Raw genomic sequence first — 21,083 nt, 5'->3', positions numbered from 1 at the left:
TTAGATAGGTAAAAGATAAAAATAACCCGCTATTATTCTGTTATCAGCAGACTGGCACCGTTCTGATACCAGGAAAATTAAATGATCGGATGGATATGATTTTTATGACTTTGAAAGCAAAGATTACCAATATCCACTCCCATCCATATGACGCATCCCCAGAGGTGTCCCATCTCAACATTAGCGCCAATTGACAAAGACGGCAAAGAGATTGTGACCGGGCGATATAAAGACAAGGCCGGCAGTATAGATTTGCGGTCACCTATTGACATCACCGTTTCCGTTTGCCGATTGGCGGGAACTTTCAAATCCGGCTTTTCGTTTACACCTCTCCCCACGTGTTACTGCGCAACGGGAATAAGCCGCACCGGCCCCAGTAATCCGGACGGGGCCACCGGCCAGTCAGACGCATCAAATTCCTCATAATTCTGATCAACAAAATTGATATCATAAAAGCGTTTCCAGTTCACGCCGCGCCGATCCAGGTCGCGAATACGGTTGGCGGAGAGATTGGTGACTCTGATCTCAAGCGTATTGATTCCCTTTTGAATGTATTTTCCGACTGACAGTTCAAACGGCAGACACCATAGCGTTCCGGCGTATTCATCATTCACATAGATTTCAGCGCTCTCTCTCACCTCCCGGGATTGAGAATCCAGTCGTCGCTCCTATCCTGGATCTCAAACGTTGTTGAATAAACCGCGGTACCGGCAAAGCGTTGCGCTTCAGGCCCGTATTCAGTCCAGGACCCCAGACGCTTTATGCTGCAGGATTCCGGCAGCTCCGGTCCGCCGTTGATAAAGCGCACCTGCCATTTCGCCTGTGACCGGCACCGGTTCATCGCTCGCTTGCATCACCGGCCAGATATCCCCGGTTATAGTTTTATCCTTAAACGTTCTTACAATCAGACTTTGTCCGGGTTGCAACTGTAAAAAAAGCTGCCGCTCCTCCCGTGGACCGCGCGACGGCGCCACACCGGTTTCTGCTGTTAAAGGATCCATGATCCGGGCGGATTGAAACGCAACCGCCGGAGATATCCAGTCATTCACAGGCTCTGCAGACAGATTTGCAATAAAATAACTCATGCCGTCCGGGTGCCGACGACGGATAAACTCGAGTCCGGCCCCACACATATCCTCACCCGCAATGCCGATCCGGTTGAACAGTTCAACAGCCAGGGGGCTCTTGTAAATACGGCCGTTGGCATGGGTCGCGCGGTGCTGCCTGTCTTTACCCGCTCCTGCATTTTCAAACCTTAAAGCGGATACCAGCGTCTGCAACGCTTTTCTGCGTTGTTCCCACTGATAGAATCCGGGAACGTCCTTTGGCAGATTCTCGATAAACACAATATCCGCACCCTGTTCAGCCAGGCTCAGCAGCCGCCGCAGGGTTTGCACCGGCATGTGCTGCGTTTCGGGGATGAGCACGGTCTGATACGGCACATCCGCAGTCCAAAGATGCTCCCCTTCAACCCGAACAGTCCGCAGCTGATGATCCGATATATAATCAAATGCATACCCGTGCTCGATCAGCCATTTTGCGGTTTTCCCGCATTCAGATTCTTTTATCCAGGCCGGGTCATGCACCTTGAGTTGTTTCTGCAATCCGTCCGGATCATGCCAGATATCATAAACCGGCCAGTAGAGCAGAATATCATTGGCGGGTTTCCCGGACTGCAGCACAGACTGACAGCGGGCAATATAGTCATTCAGCGGTTTGACATCCTTCCAGATGGAATTTCGTGAATTCATTTGTATGGAGGCATAAAACAGCCAGCCCGGCCATTGCGCCTCCTGAGGAGAGTAACAATATCCATGATAAATGACCTGATTGACCCCGCAAAGAAACAATTGGTCGATTTCCGGTTTGATCTGCGACAGCGCTGTGTTGAAATGATTGCGCAGCCAGGTGCAGGACTCTGAAGACACCCGGGTCTTGCCGGTCACATGCGCGGCCGAAGAGGCCATGCGCATGACCAGGGGTCTGGGTTTATCCTGCCGGCTCACATTCGTGGAATCCCGGCGCAAACCCGGGATATCAAACTCGGAGGCGCCAAAGGTTTCCGTTTCCGGGATATCACAGGCCGCATACACGTCCAGCAGATTGGCCGGAGCGCCGTGCGCCTGGTTGCGCGTCAAATGGCCGCGTCGGTTCGACCAGCTATGCCAGGTGTTCATATATTCCAAATGTAATTCGGATAACGTTTTTCGATAATCGGATTTGATCCGGGCCCGGCTTTCAGGATCACTTCCACCAAATAAAACACCAAGATGGGGTTCAAGATCATAGTCCCGGCGCGCTTTGAATTCCTGAAAAAATCCGGTGCACCAGTTGCCGCTATATTCAAAGGAATCATGATATTGCGCGCGCAGATTTCCTGTATTGATAGTATTCAGCACGCTGTCGAACCGACTCAGATAGCGGCGCATGGCCGCGGGCGAATAGGGATTAATGGAAAAACCTTCACCTCCGGGTGCGGCACGTTTTACTTTTCTTCCTGAAAAGCGCTGTGACAGTTCTCCGTTCTCGTAATGCACCCGGGCATCCGCATCGTTCAGAGTCACATGCGGCCCCCCGTACGGCCATCCCGTGCCGGTGCTCATGTCCACCCACATCCCGAGACGCTTTGTCTCGTTCAGCGTATGCTGCAACATATTCAGCCAGTTTGATGATAAAAACGGGATAAACTGATCCTCATACCCCTTGACGCCATAAATCGGCACAATCGACACCCCGCCGATCCCGGTTGCGTGCATAGTGGTCAGAATCCGGTCGATATTTACAGAATCCACTGCATTCCCCGGCCACCACCAGAAACAGGCGGGTTTGTGATGGTTTTGAATCTCAGGCCATACATCCAACGCCTGCCCGCTTTGCGCATTTACATAACCCGGCAACAGTGTACATATCACTATAGCTAAAATCGTAACGTTTAACGATCGGATTCGATACAGACTAAGGTTCATCCGGCACCTCCTTTTTATAATGTATTCAAATTTTCTACAAATCAAAATATTTTTTAAATTAAATCACAGTTTTACACCGGATATGGCCAAAAATACCTTGACATTTAATAAATTTTTCTTATATTATATACTCACAATGACGCGGGGTGGAGCAGTCTGGTAGCTCGTTGGGCTCATAACCCAAAGGTCGCAGGTTCAAATCCTGCCCCCGCTACTAGGAAAAAAGGAGATTCGATAATGGATCTCCTTTTTTATTGGTCTATACTTTTTTCACATCAATTCCAGGGGATGTATGTTTACTGTCTATGCTTTATACTCATCAAAGTATGATAAAATCTATATTGGCTACACCTCAAATTTGCAAGCCCGCTTCAAATCTCATAACAAATTGGCTACAAAAGGATGGACAATCAAATTCCGGCCATGGGAAATTTTATATACTGAGGAATACTTGACGAAATCTGAGGCCATGAAACGAGAAAAGCAATTAAAATCTTATAAAGGCAGACAGTTTATAAGGCATTTAATTAATAATCGCAAGTAGCTCGTTGGGATCATATCCGCCAGTAGGCGGACCTGTCCGCCAACCGGCGGACACAGGTTCAAACCCTGCCTCATCCTCTGTCTTATTTTTCAGTTCGTTTTATTCGCTGCCCGTTTTCATCGCACACCATGACCGAAATACAGAAAATCCGGAATCCATAGCCGGACCTCCCATCCTTGTGTCGAGCTCCGAATTAAGTAGGGTGGGTTCATGACTCACCTTGCTTCATTACCTATTAATAAATTTTTCCAAATCATGAACCCACCCTACCCCTGAACATTTTTACAATCAACGCCGCCTAGTATACATCATGCCCGAGCACATTTATACGTCATGCACGCGTGCTTTTATACGTATAAACTGGCTCAATCCTTACGTACAAATTTTTAAGATCTGTGGTGAGTACCCAGGCAGCGCAGGCAGAGATTCAAATTCGTCTCATCCCCTCTCCGATTTTTCAGCTCGTCTCGTTCGTTTTGTTCGCTGCCCGTTTTTTCATCCTGACCGCAATCCAGCATCCCGGCGTTCCGCTCGTATTTCCCGTCCTGTCATCCGCTCTGAAAAGTTCCGGCGCCATCGTTTTTTGGAGTGCAGCAATCCGCGATGCTAGCGTGCAGGGCAAGAGCGGAAATCCCGGTTGCCAGTCCAGCACCTGCCCCAACCATTCGTAGCACAACAAAAGCAGTTGTACGACAAAGACGCTGCTAAACATTCAGGAATTCAGTCGCGAATCCGGTGCAAAAGCAATCAAGTGCAGGGTCGAAATATACGTAACGTCACCGAATTGATTGTCCTGTGTGGGCCAGCAGGCGGTTGCCGATTGCCGGTCGTTTCTCCTGCTTTATAATTTGAAAAATGTCTTGTAAACCATAATCAAATTTCTTATTTTCAACAGGGCGTCCATGGGAATCACGGGGAGTCCTGATGTTCAATTTTTTATCATGGGAGGATTTTGCAAAAATTGGCTTACCTTTTATTGTAGATAATGATCACCACGTGCAGTTTTTTCCAGGCTCAATACAGGGTAAAAGTGAGCCGGAAATGAAAACAGAACGGGCCATCAACGTAATGAACAACGGCAGTACGATGGACACCACATTCGATTTTCGGTCGGACGCACCCTTGGGAACAGCCTTGGATACCTGGATCCTCTCTTTACAGATATCATCAGCTTTTATTGGAATAATCCTTTGCCGAACAGTATAGTCTTTGATCTCGTTCAAAAAAGTGCCCTATAATACCTGCATCACGGTTCGGATATAAGTAAACTCTGGTAATCGAGTGACTCTAATCCCTTTGTTCTGTTGGTACTCACGCATAAAGGAAATGGTAACTGACCCGGAACCAGGTGACTTTTGCTATGGGTTAGCCTGCTTATAAAACATAAAAAAATCAACTCACGGAAGCAAAAATGACAAGAACTGAAGCCGAAAGTAGATTAAAACGCATATTCAATTTTGACAAATTTTATGATGATCAATGGGCTACGATCTCAAGAATCTTAAATGGTGAACGATTGTTGCTAATTGAAAAAACAGGTTATGGCAAATCATTATGCTATCAATTTCCCGCCACCCAATTCAAAGGATTAACTGTCATTTTCTCACCATTAATAGCTCTTATGCGAGATCAGGTAAATTATTTAAAATCTATTGGTATCAAAGCAGCATGTATAAACAGCGAGCAAAAGCCGGAAGATAATAATAGAATTTTAGCAAAAGCAAAAAGCAATCAACTTAAAATCCTTTACATCGCACCTGAGAGACAAGACAACCAGGAATGGCTTGATGCTGTTCGCAGTTTTGATATATCAATAATCGTTATTGATGAAGCACATTGTATTTCGGTGTGGGGTCATGATTTCCGTCCTGCATTTCGAAGAATCATAAATCTGGTAAATTTATTACCCCAAAATTTCCCTGTATTAGCCACCACGGCTACTGCTACAAATCGTGTTGCGAAAGACATAATGAAGCAAATGGGTAAAAATGTTACTCTAATCCGTGGAAATTTGTTACGTGATAATTTTTCGATAAATGTTGTTATTGTAAATGATAAAGATGAAAAAATGGTCTGGCTGGCTGATTTTCTGTTGAAAGTTAAAGGAAATGGGCTAATTTATACGGGCACTCGGGTTACAACTGAAACATTTTCCGCCTGGTTACAATTTAATCATATCGAAGCAATAAACTATAATGCTGGCCTGGATGCTATTTCGAGAAATGAAATAGAAAAAGGGCTACAATCAAATCGTTGGAAATGTGTAGTTTCTACAAATGCTCTGGGCATGGGTATTGATAAGCCGGATATTCGATTTATTATTCACACCCAAATTCCACAATCACTCATTCATTATTATCAGGAAATTGGACGAGCTGGTCGGGATGGGAAACCAACACAATTATTTCTGCTTTATAGCCCTGAAGATTTGAAACTTCCAACACATTTCATTAAAAACAGCAGGCCATCATTAAAAAAATATCAACGTGTTATTGATGCTTTAAAGGAAGAACCGCTTGGCGAGTGGGATTTGATGAGAAAAACCAATCTGACCCAAACTCAAATCAGAGTCATAAAAGCAGATTTGATGGATCAAAGGATTATCCGAAAAGTATTATACAGCAAAAGGAATAAATATGAATATCAGTTCAACGCTCCTGATTTGGACACCAAACCATTTGAAGAATTGCGAAAGTTCAAGTTTCATGAACTTGAGCAAATGTTCGAATATATTCGCTCAGGAACTTGCAGGATGGAATATTTGTGCAAGTATTTAGGTGATTACAGTGTTGTAACGTGTGGAAAATGTGATAACGATCGAAATATAACACATAAAGTAAGTATTAACAATTTTTGGCGATCAAAGATACACTCATTTAGAAATTCTTATTTCCCCGAATTACCGTTTGAAAGCAAATCATCTAATATTATAAATGGTGTTGCAGCCTCCTATTATGGTGTTTCAAATATCGGTTCAACAATTCATCGTTGTAAATACGAAAATGGGGGTGATTTTCCTGATCACTTGTTAAAACAAACGCTGCGGGCTTTTCGATTTAAATTTGGTAGTGAAAAATTCGATTTTATTCTTTATATTCCACCAACAGAGTCAGGTGATCTGGTGAAAAATTTTGCAGAAAAAGTATCCAAAGTGCTAAAAATTCCCATTTCCCATAATTTAAAGAAAACGCGAGCTACAAAACCACAAAAGGTATTTACGAATTCCGTGCTCAAACGGGACAACGTAAATCATGCTTTTTCCTATGAATCCATTGATGATATGAATGGTAAAAAAATATTGGTCATTGATGATATCTTTGATAGCGGTGCAACGATTAAAGAAATTGGAAAATATTTAACAACATCAGGTGCAGCATTGGTTGCGCCATTAGTCATTGCAAAAACAGTCGGTGGTGATATAGCATGAATATAGAAAGCAAATATCCATATTGGATGGCTCTAAGTCATCTTCCAAAATGGGGAAATGAAAAAATAAACCAGCTAATCATAGATATCCTTGTTACAAAAAAATTATCATTTCAAGAGTTTTTTGCTTTAGATGAAAAAGATTTAAAAGCTAAATTTCGTCTTTCTGATAATCAAATAGCTGATATTCAAAAAGTAAAGTCAGAACTGCCCAACTATTCTTTCCTTGCTGAAAACTTGTTAGAACAGGGTTTCCAGCTCATTCCCATAAACTCTAAAGACTATTCAGAAACACTGAAACAAAACTTGAAAAGAAAAGCTTCGCCCCCATTATTATATGTAAAAGGTAATACAAAGCTCTTGAATGAAGAATCCATTGCTATAGTAGGTTCGAGAAAAGCGTCCGAAATTTCATTAGAGTTTACAAAAACGATTGCAAAACAATGTGCAGAAAATTATAAAGTAGTGGTTAGCGGTTTTGCAAAAGGTGTTGATAAAATGGCTCTTGATGCAACATTAGAGTTTAATGGGCACAGTATTATTGTTCTTCCCCAGGGTATATTAACATTTGGCAGCGGTATTAAGAAATACTATAAAAAAATAATCAATGGTGATGTGTTAATTTTAAGCACGTATCATCCAAAAGCGCCATGGTCCGTTGGCCTGGCAATGAATAGAAATACTTTTATTTATGGCCTTGCAAAAACGATTTATGTTGCGGAATCGGATACTAAAGGTGGCACATGGAATGGTGTAATGAGTGGTTTAAAAAAAGGTCGAAAAATATTTATTCGTAAACCAGACCCAAATGAAAAAAATGCAAATAATATGTTAATTTTACAGGGCGCTATCCCGGTAGACACATTTGGAAATCCCATTGAGTCAATTGAAAATAATATAGAAGAAAAACTAAAACAAATATTATCCAAAGGTCATTTGACAGCAAAGGCAATAAATGAAAGATTAGATATTGAAATTGACCAGAAAAATCTTCAAAAACTGCTCTCAAATTTATCATTTATTGATTCAAAATCAGCAAAACGAAAAACATATTATTTTTTAAAGGATTCTATTCCAGCACAACCAGAATTATTTAATCAAGTTTGATGCAAACAAGCCTTTTGGCAGGTTACGCTCGTCGATATACCATCGGCGGAATGATGCTATTTCCATCAGGCCGGATTAACAAAAAGTGGACGATCAACCAAACACGTGGTTGCACGAAAAGCATTTATGCCGAATCTGAATTCACATGCTGTTGCAGCAGACCAGCACGACATATTCGAAAAAGAAAGCAAACGATGAACACCGTATTTAGCCACATTATCCAAAAACGTTTCTCGCGGGAAAATGAGGATGTTGCAACCGATGCTCTTGCTTATATCCTCAAATCAAGCGAGTCTGCCCGTTACGGCATGATAAAGCTTTTACGCAGCATTGCGCCGAATCTTCCTGACTTGCGGTTTAAAACCCAGCAAACGGAGGGTCATATTCGCCCCGACATGTGGGGATACGCTGAGGATCAACCACGGGTCTTTATAGAAAACAAGTTTTGGGCGGGATTAACCGACCATCAGCCGGTTTCATATCTTGAACAACTTGGTTCTTATGAACAGCCCACCGTACTTTTCGTCATCGCACCTGCTATGCGTGAGCAGACACTATGGCGTGAGCTGAAGAATAGACTTGCTGCTGAAAATATCTTTATAACCAACCGCGCCGGCACCGCCATTATCCCGTGTTCTGCCGATACGCCAAACGGAACCGTAATCGCACTCTCCTCATGGAATAAGGTTTTATCTGTATTGGAACATGACTGCATGAATGATCCATGCGCAAGAGGAGACCTTGTGCAGCTTCGTGCACTCTGTGATTCCGCCGATGCCGATGCGTACACACCGGTTTCCCGTGAGGCAGTCTCGGACCAGCGCACTCCGGCTTTTGTACTGCAACTCGGCGTTATTGTTCAAGCCGCCGTTGACAGGGCCGCGAGTGAAAATTCAGTTTTAATCAAGGGACTTAATCCTCAGGCGAACTGGGACAGGATCGGACGATATATTCGTTTCCCATGTCAAGACTCCATCGGAGCCGGCGCCTGGTTTGGTATTGATTTCAGTCTCTGGAAGACTCACGGTACATCCCCTGTTTGGCTGTTTTTTTATAACACAGACTTTGGTCGTGGACAAAAAGTCCGTGCACTTGTCGAACCCTGGGCTGCACAAGAGGGATATCTCACAGCTGTTTATGATCATGGCATTGCCATTGCTTTGGAGATTCCCATAGGAGAAGAAAAAGATGCCGTGATACGTTCACTGGCGGATGACCTGAAAAAAATCGCCGGCGTTCTGGCACATCTGCCGCCACTGCCTACAAGTGATACAAAAGAGAACAATGATGCGGTTTCCCTCTGATCTCAAAGCATTTGTAAACGAGTCTCTCTGGATATTCGCAAAGACCTATGCAAAAACCTGGCCTCACGAATACATTGTTTGTGACCGGGTTGACAAACGCCTCTTTGTCTCGCTCGTCCACCATATTCGTAAATATGGATACGAGGGCAAATTTTATCACAAATCAATCACCTACTTTGATGAGGATGGAATGGTCTATTGGACGATGGGCGCCCCGGTTGAAGAAACCACTATTGTGAATAGATGTGCAAAAGAACAAACCTATGAATATCGTTTAAACCATGGGGCGCTTCCCGGTTCGAAAAATAAATCCGCATCATTATAATTAAAGGTAAATTATGAACAATTATCATTCTCATGATTTGGGTATTATTGCACTTGCAACTGGATTGATTGCTTTGGGTTGCTCTATAGGCAATAAATTGTCTTGAAGCCAAAAAGTGATTTCAATGAGGAATGGCAAGTAATTTTTTATTCAATATTTTCACTTTTGTTTGAATTTTTACTACAACCCGTAAAATCCAAATTATGCCTGTTGGTATAATAAGCAAATGAATCATGGAATCTCGATGAATCAGGTTTAAAATAATTTACAACCAAACAATTTTGGATAATAAAACTTCTTGCAAAAGACCCTAAAACAGGCTATATTGTGGTCAATTTAAAAGGAGATTAATAATATGAAATATAGCGAAGCAGTAAAACCCATCAGTTATTTTAAAGCTCATGCATCCAAAGTAGTGCGAGATGTATTTGATAATAAAAAAACCATGATCATCACCCAGAATGGTGAAGCTAAAGTTATTCTGCAGGATGTTCGTTCGTACGAGCAATTACAAGAAAGCCTTGCCTTGCTAAAAATATTGGCAATAAGCAATAAAAGTTTAAATGAAGATAAATATAAACCTGCAGCGAAAGCTTTCGAGGATATCAGACAAAAAATTGACGAACGACAGGCTGAATGAGCTATAAAGTTTATATTATTGCCGATGCCGAGCAAGATATACTGGAAATCTATGATTATATATCACATTCGGATTCCTTGGAAAAGGCAGAATATGTCTACAGGAATATTGAGGAAAAATGTGCAAGCTTGAGTGAACAGCCAAATAGGGGGCATTTCCCACCGGAATTAGAACGAATTGGAATATATGAATATCGCGAAATACATTACAAGCCGTATCGAATCCTGTATCAGGTGATGGATGAAAAAATGTATATTCATTGCATATTAGATGGACGCCGCGAGTTACAAGCTTTACTGGAAAAACGACTGTTACGTTCATAGATCATTTGCAATAAAGCGATTTTAAAAACGGTCCATTGAAGAAAATCAATCGCAATAGTCCAAATAAATGCACACAAGCAGCAAAAACTGCTAATCGGGTAAGTGCCGAATTCTCTCCGGTCCTCCCCACACCACCGGACATGCGGGTCCGCATCCGGCGGTTCACCCCGTTGGATATAAGCAGAAAAATTCGATGCAGCATAAAGCTTTTTCCAAATTACACTTTTATGTTATGAACCAGGCAGATTTATCCATTGGGGTTCATCATAGATCACTTTGGATAGTGTAAAGCGATCCAGAGATCGCGGACTGAAACAAGACCCTGTTTTTTTAAGCTAAGCCTTTGTCAAACTGCTTTGACTGCCATAGGTTCCGGCAAACTGCCAAGACCCCCATAGGCGATTCGACAGCTGGTGCCTTTTTTAAACAATATTTGTATTTATTCAGGAAAATAGTATATTAAAGATGTCAATTCACTCAGGACATGACAAATCAAAAGGGGTCGCATGCAACGTTTGATATGGATGACACTGCTTTTTGCAATTTCCGCAATTGCTCAAGATATTCCGGAATTGCGTCTGGTTGGTGAACCCGTGTTTTCTGAAAATGAGTTTGTCGGTGTACGCGATGTGAACGGAAGACTATGCGCGGCGATTAAAGTCATTTCTGATCTTGACGGACTCCGGTATACGTCATACAATGGTATCGTGCGAGTCGATGATCTGCCGGGCCAGGATATGGTCTACTTGTCACCGAATGAACGGGTGCTGGAAATTTATTACACAGGATTCAGACCGAAAAAGATCATATTGTATGATGCCGGTATCCGATTGCAAAGCAAAGCTGTCTGGGAAATTCAAATCACGGGTGATGAGAAAAAAGATCCCATTCCGGTGACCATTCTCACAGAACCGCAAGGCGCTGCAATTCGCATTGATGGCGGACCTGCCAGCGCTGAACTCCAGCACCTGCTCGTTCCCGGTATGCACCGCATTTCAGCGGCAAAACCGGGATACGCAATCACGGATACAGTCGTATCCGTTGACCTCAACCACGCCCTGGTGCGTCTCGGTCTGCAGGCACGCTCAGAAAAGGCCGTGGTTGACATTGCGGTCACACCTCCGGACGCTTCTATCCTGTTAACACATACAACCGGACGAACCTTTACCGCAGACGGCAGTCATACGTTCGCCGATCTTCCGCCCGGTGATTTTGAATACCAGATTACTCATCGCGGCTATGAACCAAGAACCGGCCAGATTAGCGTCAAGGCCGGACGGCGGCTCAGAGGACGGATCAGTATGCAGCCGGTGGACCCTAAAAAAATCGGATTGAAATCCGTAAAATGGTACTGGTGGGCTCTCGGAGTTGCGGCTGCAGGCGGCGGATATTATTATATCAATCATGTAAAAAAGGACAAGCCATCTACGATTCTGCGCATTGATATGCCGGATCAAGTCGGTAATTGAATCACTATCAACATCAACGGCGGGACATCTATGAAGATTTCATCACTCATTAAAACAACCCCGGCACTTGCCCTGTTATTCACCCTGTCTTGCGGCATCTTTCAGCCGCAGGATCAATCCGCGCATCTGCTGCTGCAGATACGGCAGGCGGAACCGGAAACATTGGCCAAAGCGCAGACGTCCATTGACAGTATGCAGTGCATTGTTCAGCGCAATAACAAGATCGTTTACAATGAGATATTGAGGCCCGAAAACGGCCGGTTTCAAAATGATATCAAACTGGATCCGGGCAACGGCTATTCGGTGAGTTTACTGGGACGGCATCAGAGCGTGACCGTCGGTCAGGCCTATGAGGACAGTATTGATTTGAATCAAGGTGAAACGCGTACGGTGGTGTTGACCTGGAACGTGTTCACTGTCAAACTTTTGCAGCCGGGCTCGGACAGTCTGCTGTTTCAGAATAAAACCGAACTGGCGTGGCAGGACTGTCCCGGAGCGGTCAGCTATGACCTGCAGATCGATGATCAACAGGATTTCGCGGCCCCGGAGGTCAATGAATCTGCCCTGACCGCCACAGAATTCAAGCTCGAAACGCCATTGAGCGCCGCAACCTGGCACTGGCGCGTGCGGCCGCGCGATGAACAGGACACACCCGGACGCTGGTCGAATTCACGCACATTCAGCGTTGACACCCGGGTGCCGGCTGCGCCTGAATTAATCTCTCCTGTGGATCAATCGGTGCTCAGTTCACCGCCGACGTTAGAATGGCAGAAACAGCAGGGCATTCAGAGCTGGCATGTTCGTCTGGATGATCAACCGGGATTTTCATCGCCAGAGTCACAGGATTCGGCACTGACTGTACCTTCTTTTCTACCAGATTCACTCAATGATGGTCTATACTACTGGCAGGTACGTGCCTCCCGCAACGGAAAATGGAGCGACTGGTCGGATGTCTGGCGCTTTACCCTGGATACCCGCGGTCCCGAGGCGCCGTCACTCACCCAGCCCGCAGACGGGAGCGTGCTTGACACAGACACTCCAACGCTCAGCTGGCAGCAGGTGAGTGAAGCCCAGACCTACGAGGTGGTGATTGACACCCGTTCGGCGTTCACGGCACCGGTGGCTCGCGATACGGCCTTGAATGAAACCTTGTACACGCCGTCATCCCTGGACGATGCGTCCTATGTCTGGCGCGTGCGGGCTTGTGATGCGCAGGGACATTGGGGCGCGTGGTCGGAAATTTGGTCTTTTGTTGTTGATGCACGGGTGCCGGAGGCGCCAGAGCTGCAGAGTCCGACCGATGGGAGTGTGGTTGCGGATTCTTTGCCGGAGTTCAGCTGGTACTCTGTTGACGCTACCGGCTATAACATTCGTATATATTCGGATGGATCATTTGCTTCACCCTTTATCGCGGATAGAGATATTGTAAAGCCAGAATATACAGTACAAATCGCTTTGCCTGATAGCGTTTATCGTTGGCAGGTTCGCGGTAGTGATTCTCACGGGAACTGGGGAGATTGGTCTGAGACCTGGTCGTTCAGCATTGACACACAGGGGCCGGACGCACCGCCATTGATGTCACCCATAAACGACACGACTTTAATAGACAGTATTGTAACTTTTAAATGGTCTTTTTTAGATGATGCTTCGGCTTATGAACTGCAAGTCTGTAATGAACAGAGCTTTACCAATCCTGAAATCCATTTAGCCGACCTCACATCAACAGAGTCACCCGGAAATTTAATAACTCAAGGTATTTGGTACTGGAGGGTCCGAGCAGTGGATATGTATGGAAATTATGGTAGCTGGTCACAAATTTGGTACTTTAAAATTCCTGAACGAGGAAAGATGACGGATCAAGACGGCAATGTATACAAAACAATAAAGATCGGTGACCAATGGTGGATGGCGGAGAATCTGAAAGTGACGCATTTCCGCAATGGAGACTTAATTCCGAATATTACCAGTAACTCTGAATGGATAAATTTATCAAGTTGTGCTTATTGCGCCTATGGCAATGATGAAAACAATACAGAATTGTATGGCTATTTATACAACTGGTTTGCGGTAAAGGATCCAAGAGTAATTGCTCCAGAAGGATGGCATGTGCCGACTGATGAGGAGTGGAAAAAGCTTATTAATTTTTTAGGTGGACCGAATATAGCCGGTGTAAAATTAAAAGATAAAGGTACTGAATATTGGCAAGATTCGGATGAACAAGGTACGAATGAAAGCAGGTTTACTGCATTACCAAGTGGACTTCGTTATTTTGAAGATGGTATTTTCTATGAGCTTGGGCAAAGTGCAAATTATTGGTCGTCAAGCCAAGCTGAGCCGAATCAAGGGGTGGCATGGAGCAGGACATTAAGTTTTGATAGCAAAGGCACAAGTCGAGATTACAGTGATAAGCGCAGAGGTTTTTCTATACGGTGCATCAAAAATGGATCGGTTCAACCGAGCAATACGCCCAATGCATCGTTTTCTATATCACATTCTTTTGGCACAACCGAAACTATTTTTACGTTTGATGCTTCAGGATGTACCGATGCAGGGGATGCTGTTTCGGCCTTACAGGTACGTTGGGACTGGGAAAACGACGGAATCTGGGATACCGGGTATTCGACAACCAAAACCGCAACACACACTTTTGTAGATCCGGGGACAAAAACAGTAAAATTACAGGTTGTGGACAGCGGCGGATTGACAGATTCGACCACGAGGCAGGTTACCGTTTTAGATGCAAATTATGAAACCGGCATGGTGACGGACATTGACGGAAATACCTATCAGACCGTCAAGATTGGTGATCAGTGGTGGATGGCGGAGAATCTCAGGGTGACTCATTATCGCAATGGGGATGCAATCCATAATGTGACAATCGATTCGGAATGGCAGGCATTAGCATCTGGTGCCTATTGTGCTTATGATAATCTTGAAAGCAATGCGCATGTTTACGGTTATTTGTATAATTGGTATGCAGTTGATAATACACGAAATATAGCGCCCGAGGGCTGGCATGTGCCCACTGATGAGGAGTGGAAAGAGTTAGAGATGGCATTGGGAATGAGTCTGCAGGAAGCTGGTTTAACAGGATGGAGAGGAACGGATGAAGGGGGGAAGTTAAAAGCTACCGGTATTGATCATTGGACTGCACCCAATACTGGCGCGACAAATGCAAGCGGTTTTGGCGCCTTGCCTAGCGGATTCCGCGATCATTTAGGTGAATTTCACAAGAAAAATAATTTCGGCTACTTTTGGTCATGCACCGGATATGATATCGTCGATGCATGGTGTCGTTATTTATATCATGACCATGCTGATATCTATCGAAATAATGATAATAAAAGGTATGGTTTTCCTGTTCGCTGTATAAAAGGCGAACATACCCCAATAACAAATACAGCACCTCAAGCTTCATTTGCCATATCTCCTGATTCCGGCACAACCGAAACCACTTTTACATTTGACGCCTCGGACTGTTCCGATGCCGAGGATGCAACATCAGGTTTGCAGGTCCGCTGGGACTGGGAAAATGACGGAAACTGGGATACGGAGTACTCAACTTCAAAGACGGCAACGCATCAATATTCAACAAAAGGAACCCGGACAATAAACATGGAGGTTATCGATACCGAGGGATTGACAGACACTTTCACTTTGGATATTACTGTTTCAGAAAAGACAACTGGCACAGTGACCGACATCGATGGTAATACATACAAAACCATCAAGATCGGTGATCAATGGTGGATGGCTGAAAACTTGAAAGTTACACACTATAGCAACGGAGACACGATTCCCAATGTGACGAGCAATTCAGAATGGATGAATTTAGAAAGCGGTGCGTATTGCGCCTACGACAATAGTGAAAGCAATGCTGAAACTTTTGGTTATTTATACAACTGGTATGCGGTTGATGACAGCCGAAATATCGCTCCTGAGGGTTGGCATGTGCCTACAGATGATGAGTGGAAAGAGTTGGAGATGGCTTTAGGCATGAGTCAATCAAAAACCGATATTGTTGGATGGCGCGGCAACAACAGTCAAGGCAGCAAGTTGGCCGATAATGCTTCACTCTGGAGTGATGGTGACTTGAAAAACAATTCCGCCTTTGGAGCCAGTGGCTTTAATGCGCTGCCTGGCGGGTACAGCTTAGACAATCGTGTTTATGACGACGGTATAGGCAACGACGCCTACTTTTGGTCCTCGTCAGAAAGCTATAGCTACCACGCGTGGTACCGCCATCTGAATTACAGCAGTACATACGTGGGTCGCAACGAGCGCAGTAAGCGAACCGGGTTCTCGATTCGCTGCGTCCGGGATTGATTTTACAGCCTTCCAGTGATGGGAGGCATATTTAAATTTAATCACACTCTCCACACCGCTGATCTCAACCAAAGTAAAAAATGATAGAATGAGAATCAAACTTGATAAACCAGGACAAAGCTCAAAACCCCTCATACCCGCGTCGTTCCCAAGGAGCCTTTAATACCAATAATATCATTAATTTTCTATTTAATATCGTCAGTCTCTTTTCCGCCAGTCGGCGGACACAGGTTCAAACCCTGCCCCCATCCCCTGTCTTATTTTTCAGTTCGTTTTGTTCGCTGCCCGTTTTTTCATCCTGACCGCAATCCAGCATCCCGGCGTTCCGCTCGTATTTCCCGTCCTGTCATCCGCTCTGAAAAGCTCCGGTGTCATCGTTTTTTGGAGTGCAGCAATCCGCGATGCTAGCGTGCAGGGCAAGAGCGGAAATCCCGGTTGCCAGTCAGGCACCTGCCCCGACCATTCGTAGCACAACAAAAGCAGTTGTACTACGGAGGCGCTGCCAAGAATTCAGGAATTCAGCCGCGAATCCGGCCCATGGCACAGGTTCAACTACAGCCTCATCACCGTCTGATGCTGTAGTTCGTTTCGTTCGTCTTGTTCGCTGCCCGTTTTTTCACCCTGTCTGCAAGACAGCATCCCGGTGATACACGCGGATTTACCGTCTCGTCATCCACTCCGACAGCTTTCGGCGGCATCGCTTCGTCCAGCACCTGCTCCGACCATTCGCAGCACAACAAAAAGCAGTTGTACTACGAATTTAATGCGTCCACAAACCGGATATTATCAGAATCTTATTGAGGAATCTGCCGCGTTAATGGAAAGCCTGGTCATGAATCATCCTTTTATCGACGGCAACAAACGTGTGGTATTTTTGCAACTGATACATTAACCAGGTTGAACGGATATTATACCGACTGTGATCATGAAAAAGCCTATGCCTTTTTCATGCAACTGTTCGAGTCGAACCAATTTCGCTTTGATCATATGTATTTTCTATCCAGGTTCAATCTACTTCTTCTCATCTCGCAAATTATTAGAAATAGTTGCATCCGGCCACATGTTTATAATAAAGAGTTATGAAAATGATAAAAAACAGGACACAACATGCCGGAAAAGCAGAACAAAAAATCCAAAAATCAAAAGACTCGCAAGAATTCTTCAAACAAACCGACTCCACCGCCACCGCCGCAGCAGGCGGGACCCGTATCCTGGATACGGGTGGTGTTTTTTGCCATCATTGTGTATCTCATCCTGCAGTGGGCGTTTGGCTCCTTCGACCAGTCGGTAAAAATTCCTTATTCAAGCTTTAAAACGCATCTTCAGGAGAACAAAATCACTCAGGTTACCGTACGCGGCAGCCGCATTCAGGGCTCTCTGAAAAATCAGGCGCAACTGGTGAACGCCCGCGGTGATACGGTACAATATAGCGACTTTGTCACTTTTTTCCCCAAATTCGGTGATGAAAAACTCATGTCCATGCTCGAAGAAAATCAGGTCACGATAGCAACCCAACCGGAACGGGACACCAACTGGTGGACCACCCTGCTGATATTTGCGCCTCTGATTTTTCTGGGTTTGATTTTCTACAGTCAATACAAACGCATGCAGGGCGGCGGATCCCAGGGCGGACTGTTCAGCATCGGCAAGAGCCGCGCCAAACTGCACACCGTATCCAAAGAGGATACCACATTTGAGGATGTCGCCGGAGCGGAATCCGCCAAGGAAGAGCTGCAGGAAGTGGTCAGTTATCTTAAAGAACCGGAACGCATCCAGAAATTAGGCGGTAAAATCCCCAGCGGTATGCTGCTGCTGGGACCACCGGGATGCGGCAAGACCCTGCTGGCACGCGCCGTGGCTGGAGAAGCGGGTGTGCCGTTTTTCAGCATCACCGGCTCTGATTTTATGGAAATGTTTGTCGGGGTGGGCGCCTCACGGGTGCGCGATCTGTTTGAGCAGGCGAAAAAAAACGCCCCCAGCATCATTTTCATCGATGAACTGGATTCCATCGGACGCCAGCGCGGCGCCGGACTCGGCGGCGGTCATGATGAACGCGAACAGACGCTGAATCAGCTCTTGTCCGAAATGGACGGATTCGAACCCAATGAAAGCGTCATTGCCATGGCCGCGACCAACCGGCCGGACATCCTGGACTCGGCTCTGCGCCGACCCGGTCGTTTTGATCGCCAGGTGATTGTGCCGGCTCCCAAACTGAAAGACCGTCTGGAAATTTTGAAAATGTATGCCGACCGCAAAACCATGGCGGATGATGTAAACCTGGAACAGGTGGCCAAAAGCACACCGGGATTCAGCGGCGCGGATCTGGAGAATCTGCTCAACGAGGCGGCGCTCATGGCGGGACGCAAAAATAAAAGCGAAATCACCCAGCAGGATGTCGATCAGGCGCGCGACAAGGTGATGATGGGCCTGACACGCCGCGGTCTGGTGCTGTCGGATGAAGAAAAGAAAATGATCGCGTATCACGAAGCCGGACATGCTGTAAGTTCCGTGATTCTGACCGAAACGCATCCGGTGCACAAAATATCGATTATTCCGCGCACCCGCGCCATGGGTGTCACTGAGCAGTTTCCGGAAGAGGAAAAATATGTGTACAAAAAAGAGTATATGCTGGATCAGCTGAGCGTCATGATGGGCGGCCGCGCGGCCGAAGAGCTGTTTTTCAACACCGCCACCACCGGCGCGGAAAACGATTTGAAACAGGCGACCCAATTGGCCCGGCGAATGGTGCTGGAATGGGGTATGAGCGATAAATTCCAGAACATCGCTCTGGGTCAACAGCAGGGTCAGGTGTTCCTCGGACAGCAGCTATCGCAGAAACGCGATTTCAGTGAATCCACAGCATATAAAGTCGACAAGGCAGTACAGGAATTGCTCAAGCAAGCACATGACAGAACCCGAAAAGTCCTTGAAAACCGGCGCAAGGTGCTTGACAAAGTGGTAAAGCGGCTGCTGGAAGACGAAGAAATTGCCGGTGAAGAGCTGGATGAAATTATCGAGAATGACGGAGAATAAAAACCTCTCTTTTTTTTGCATTGAAACGCATCTGGTTTTCAAATTGTATTTGGAAACCAGATGCTGTAGGTTGTTTCATTTTTAACTCTTTTTCACGGCTGAGAACGCCCGTTCCGTTTACAGCCCTTTCCAACAGTTTTGCGCGCGAATAATCCGATTCACCTCTACCCTGCCGGATCTATGGCTATCCAAGATAATGCATTAATCTATATCACATCCGACTTTGTTTGCAAAACATCGATTTTTTTCATACCTTGATTTTATAAACATCTATTCAAAACATCAATGACCCCATGCCGAATTTCAAAATTCCTTTTCATAAAACCAATCTGACGCTGGAGATTCCGGACTCGATATCCGTCAACGTGCTGAAATCCAGACTGGACGATTATCAACCCGCCGCTTCGGAAACCCGCCTGATCGATCAGGCCCTGGACCAGCCCGTCGACAGCCTGTCCCTTGAATCATTATCACAGAATAAATACAATATCGTTATCATCACCAGTGACCACACGCGTCCGCTGCCCAGTCATTTGACACTGCCGAGGCTATTAGAGCGCATTCGTCGCGGCAATCCTGCCGCGCAGATCAAAATACTGGTCGCGACTGGCTCACACCGGCCTCCCTCCCGGAACGAGCTGGTCTCCATGATGGGAGAATCGGTTGTTCAAACAGAGACCCTTCTGATGCATGACTGCCACGACCCTGAGAACTTGAGCTATCTCGGAACACTGCCGTCCGGCGGCGAATTATGGGTGAACAAAGAAGCATCTGAAGCGGATTTACTGATTGCAGAAGGATTTATCGAACCGCATTTTTTCGCCGGATTTTCCGGCGGCCGCAAGAGTGTGCTACCGGGAATAGCCGGCTACCAGACCGTACTCGCCAATCACTGTTCAACATTTATCGCACATCCGAACGCCAAAAGCGGAATCCTGGACGGCAATCCGCTGCATAAAGATATGCTGTATGCCGCCAGGCAACTCAACCTACAATTCATTCTTAACCTAATTCTAAACCAGGATAAAAAAATCATTTCGGCCGTGTCGGGAGATTCGGAAAAAGCCCACAGCAAAGGCTGCCGTTTTTTGAACAGGTATTGCCGGGTTCCCGCAGCCCCGGCAGACATTGTCATCAGTTCCAACAACGGCTATCCCCTGGATCAGAATATCTACCAGTCCGTCAAAGCCATGAACACCGCAGCAGCCACGGCCAAACCGGGTGCGGTCCTTATTGTGGCTGCCTCCTGCGCGGACGGTCACGGCGGTGAGGGATTTTACCGCTCCATGGCGGAGGCTGACAGTCCGGAACAGGTCCTAAAAGCCGTGCTGCGTACCCCGCAGAACGAGACTGTCCCCGACCAATGGCAGTTTCAGATTCTGGCACGCGTGCTCAAGGAGCATCGGGTCATTCTGGTGACCGATCAATGCGATCCGCAAGTCATCTTGGATATGCACATTGATCACGCATTCAGCATGTCCGAAGCGCTGCGTAAAGCGCAGCGCATCAAGGGTGCGGATGCTGATATCACGGTTATTCCGGACGGGGTCGGGGTGATTGTGGAGCAGAATCCGGATGGCAGGTAAAACATTAAAAACAATTGACTTGACACGTAGGATT

The 21,083-nt window shown here is 45.8% G+C and carries 15 protein-coding genes and 1 tRNA gene; 14 read left to right on the top strand and 2 right to left on the bottom strand.

Translation table 11 applies throughout. From position 1 onward, the window contains the following. Positions 1 to 341: 341 nt before the first annotated feature. Both U5R06_05185 and U5R06_05180 read right to left on the bottom strand, forming a co-directional pair. Complete coding sequence (locus tag U5R06_05185) at positions 342 to 638, bottom strand: hypothetical protein (protein ID MDZ7722222.1); 297 nt, start codon at positions 636 to 638, stop codon at positions 342 to 344. A 99-nt stretch (positions 639 to 737) separates the two neighbouring features. Further along, entirely contained in the window at positions 738 to 2,966 is a 2,229-nt protein-coding gene (locus U5R06_05180; GenBank protein ID MDZ7722221.1) for a glycosyl hydrolase, read from the bottom strand. Positions 2,967 to 3,106: 140 nt separating this feature from the next. On the opposite strand from U5R06_05180, the gene U5R06_05175 reads away from it, so the two are divergent. From U5R06_05175 to larA, 14 genes are all read left to right on the top strand, one after another. After that, a tRNA-Met gene (locus U5R06_05175) sits at positions 3,107 to 3,180 on the top strand. A 78-nt stretch (positions 3,181 to 3,258) separates the two neighbouring features. Continuing rightward, the gene (locus U5R06_05170; GenBank protein MDZ7722220.1) at positions 3,259 to 3,510 is read left to right on the top strand and encodes a GIY-YIG nuclease family protein; all 252 of its coding nucleotides are present in this window, start codon (positions 3,259 to 3,261) and stop codon (positions 3,508 to 3,510) included. Positions 3,511 to 4,434: 924 nt separating this feature from the next. Continuing rightward, a complete protein-coding gene (locus U5R06_05165; GenBank protein MDZ7722219.1) occupies positions 4,435 to 4,716 on the top strand; it encodes a hypothetical protein in 282 nt (93 codons plus the stop codon). Between the two features lie 205 nt (positions 4,717 to 4,921). Then, positions 4,922 to 6,937 (top strand): RecQ family ATP-dependent DNA helicase, encoded by a 2,016-nt coding sequence (locus U5R06_05160; GenBank protein ID MDZ7722218.1) that lies wholly within the window; start codon positions 4,922 to 4,924, stop codon positions 6,935 to 6,937. Next, positions 6,934 to 8,043, top strand: coding sequence for a DNA-processing protein DprA (locus U5R06_05155; protein MDZ7722217.1), 1,110 nt, complete (start codon positions 6,934 to 6,936; stop codon positions 8,041 to 8,043). The genes U5R06_05160 and U5R06_05155 overlap by 4 nt, the downstream gene beginning before the upstream one ends. Positions 8,044 to 8,237: 194 nt before the next feature. Continuing rightward, complete coding sequence (locus tag U5R06_05150; GenBank protein ID MDZ7722216.1) at positions 8,238 to 9,347, top strand: hypothetical protein; 1,110 nt, start codon at positions 8,238 to 8,240, stop codon at positions 9,345 to 9,347. Beyond that, a complete protein-coding gene (locus U5R06_05145; protein ID MDZ7722215.1) occupies positions 9,328 to 9,672 on the top strand; it encodes a hypothetical protein in 345 nt (114 codons plus the stop codon). The genes U5R06_05150 and U5R06_05145 overlap by 20 nt, the downstream gene beginning before the upstream one ends. Before the next feature lie 355 nt (positions 9,673 to 10,027). After that, entirely contained in the window at positions 10,028 to 10,312 is a 285-nt protein-coding gene (locus U5R06_05140; protein MDZ7722214.1) for a type II toxin-antitoxin system Phd/YefM family antitoxin, read from the top strand. After that, positions 10,309 to 10,635: a type II toxin-antitoxin system RelE/ParE family toxin gene (locus U5R06_05135; protein ID MDZ7722213.1), complete on the top strand. Its 327-nt coding sequence runs from the start codon at positions 10,309 to 10,311 to the stop codon at positions 10,633 to 10,635. Before U5R06_05140 ends, U5R06_05135 begins: the two co-directional genes overlap by 4 nt. Positions 10,636 to 11,141: 506 nt before the next feature. Further along, complete coding sequence (locus U5R06_05130; GenBank protein ID MDZ7722212.1) at positions 11,142 to 12,104, top strand: carboxypeptidase-like regulatory domain-containing protein; 963 nt, start codon at positions 11,142 to 11,144, stop codon at positions 12,102 to 12,104. A 30-nt stretch (positions 12,105 to 12,134) separates the two neighbouring features. After that, complete coding sequence (locus tag U5R06_05125; GenBank protein ID MDZ7722211.1) at positions 12,135 to 16,430, top strand: FISUMP domain-containing protein; 4,296 nt, start codon at positions 12,135 to 12,137, stop codon at positions 16,428 to 16,430. 763 nt (positions 16,431 to 17,193) lie between these two features. Further along, complete coding sequence (locus U5R06_05120; GenBank protein ID MDZ7722210.1) at positions 17,194 to 17,322, top strand: Fic family protein; 129 nt, start codon at positions 17,194 to 17,196, stop codon at positions 17,320 to 17,322. 215 nt (positions 17,323 to 17,537) lie between these two features. Then, a complete protein-coding gene (gene ftsH, locus U5R06_05115) occupies positions 17,538 to 19,463 on the top strand; it encodes an ATP-dependent zinc metalloprotease FtsH (protein MDZ7722209.1) in 1,926 nt (641 codons plus the stop codon). A 293-nt stretch (positions 19,464 to 19,756) separates the two neighbouring features. Beyond that, positions 19,757 to 21,049, top strand: coding sequence for a nickel-dependent lactate racemase (gene larA, locus U5R06_05110; protein ID MDZ7722208.1), 1,293 nt, complete (start codon positions 19,757 to 19,759; stop codon positions 21,047 to 21,049). The last annotated feature ends 34 nt before the right edge of the window (positions 21,050 to 21,083 follow it).

It is taken from the genome of candidate division KSB1 bacterium, assembly GCA_034521575.1.
Taxonomy (GTDB): domain Bacteria; phylum Zhuqueibacterota; class Zhuqueibacteria; order Residuimicrobiales; family Krinioviventaceae; genus JAXHMJ01.
This window is presented reverse-complemented; position numbering and strand designations above follow the sequence as displayed.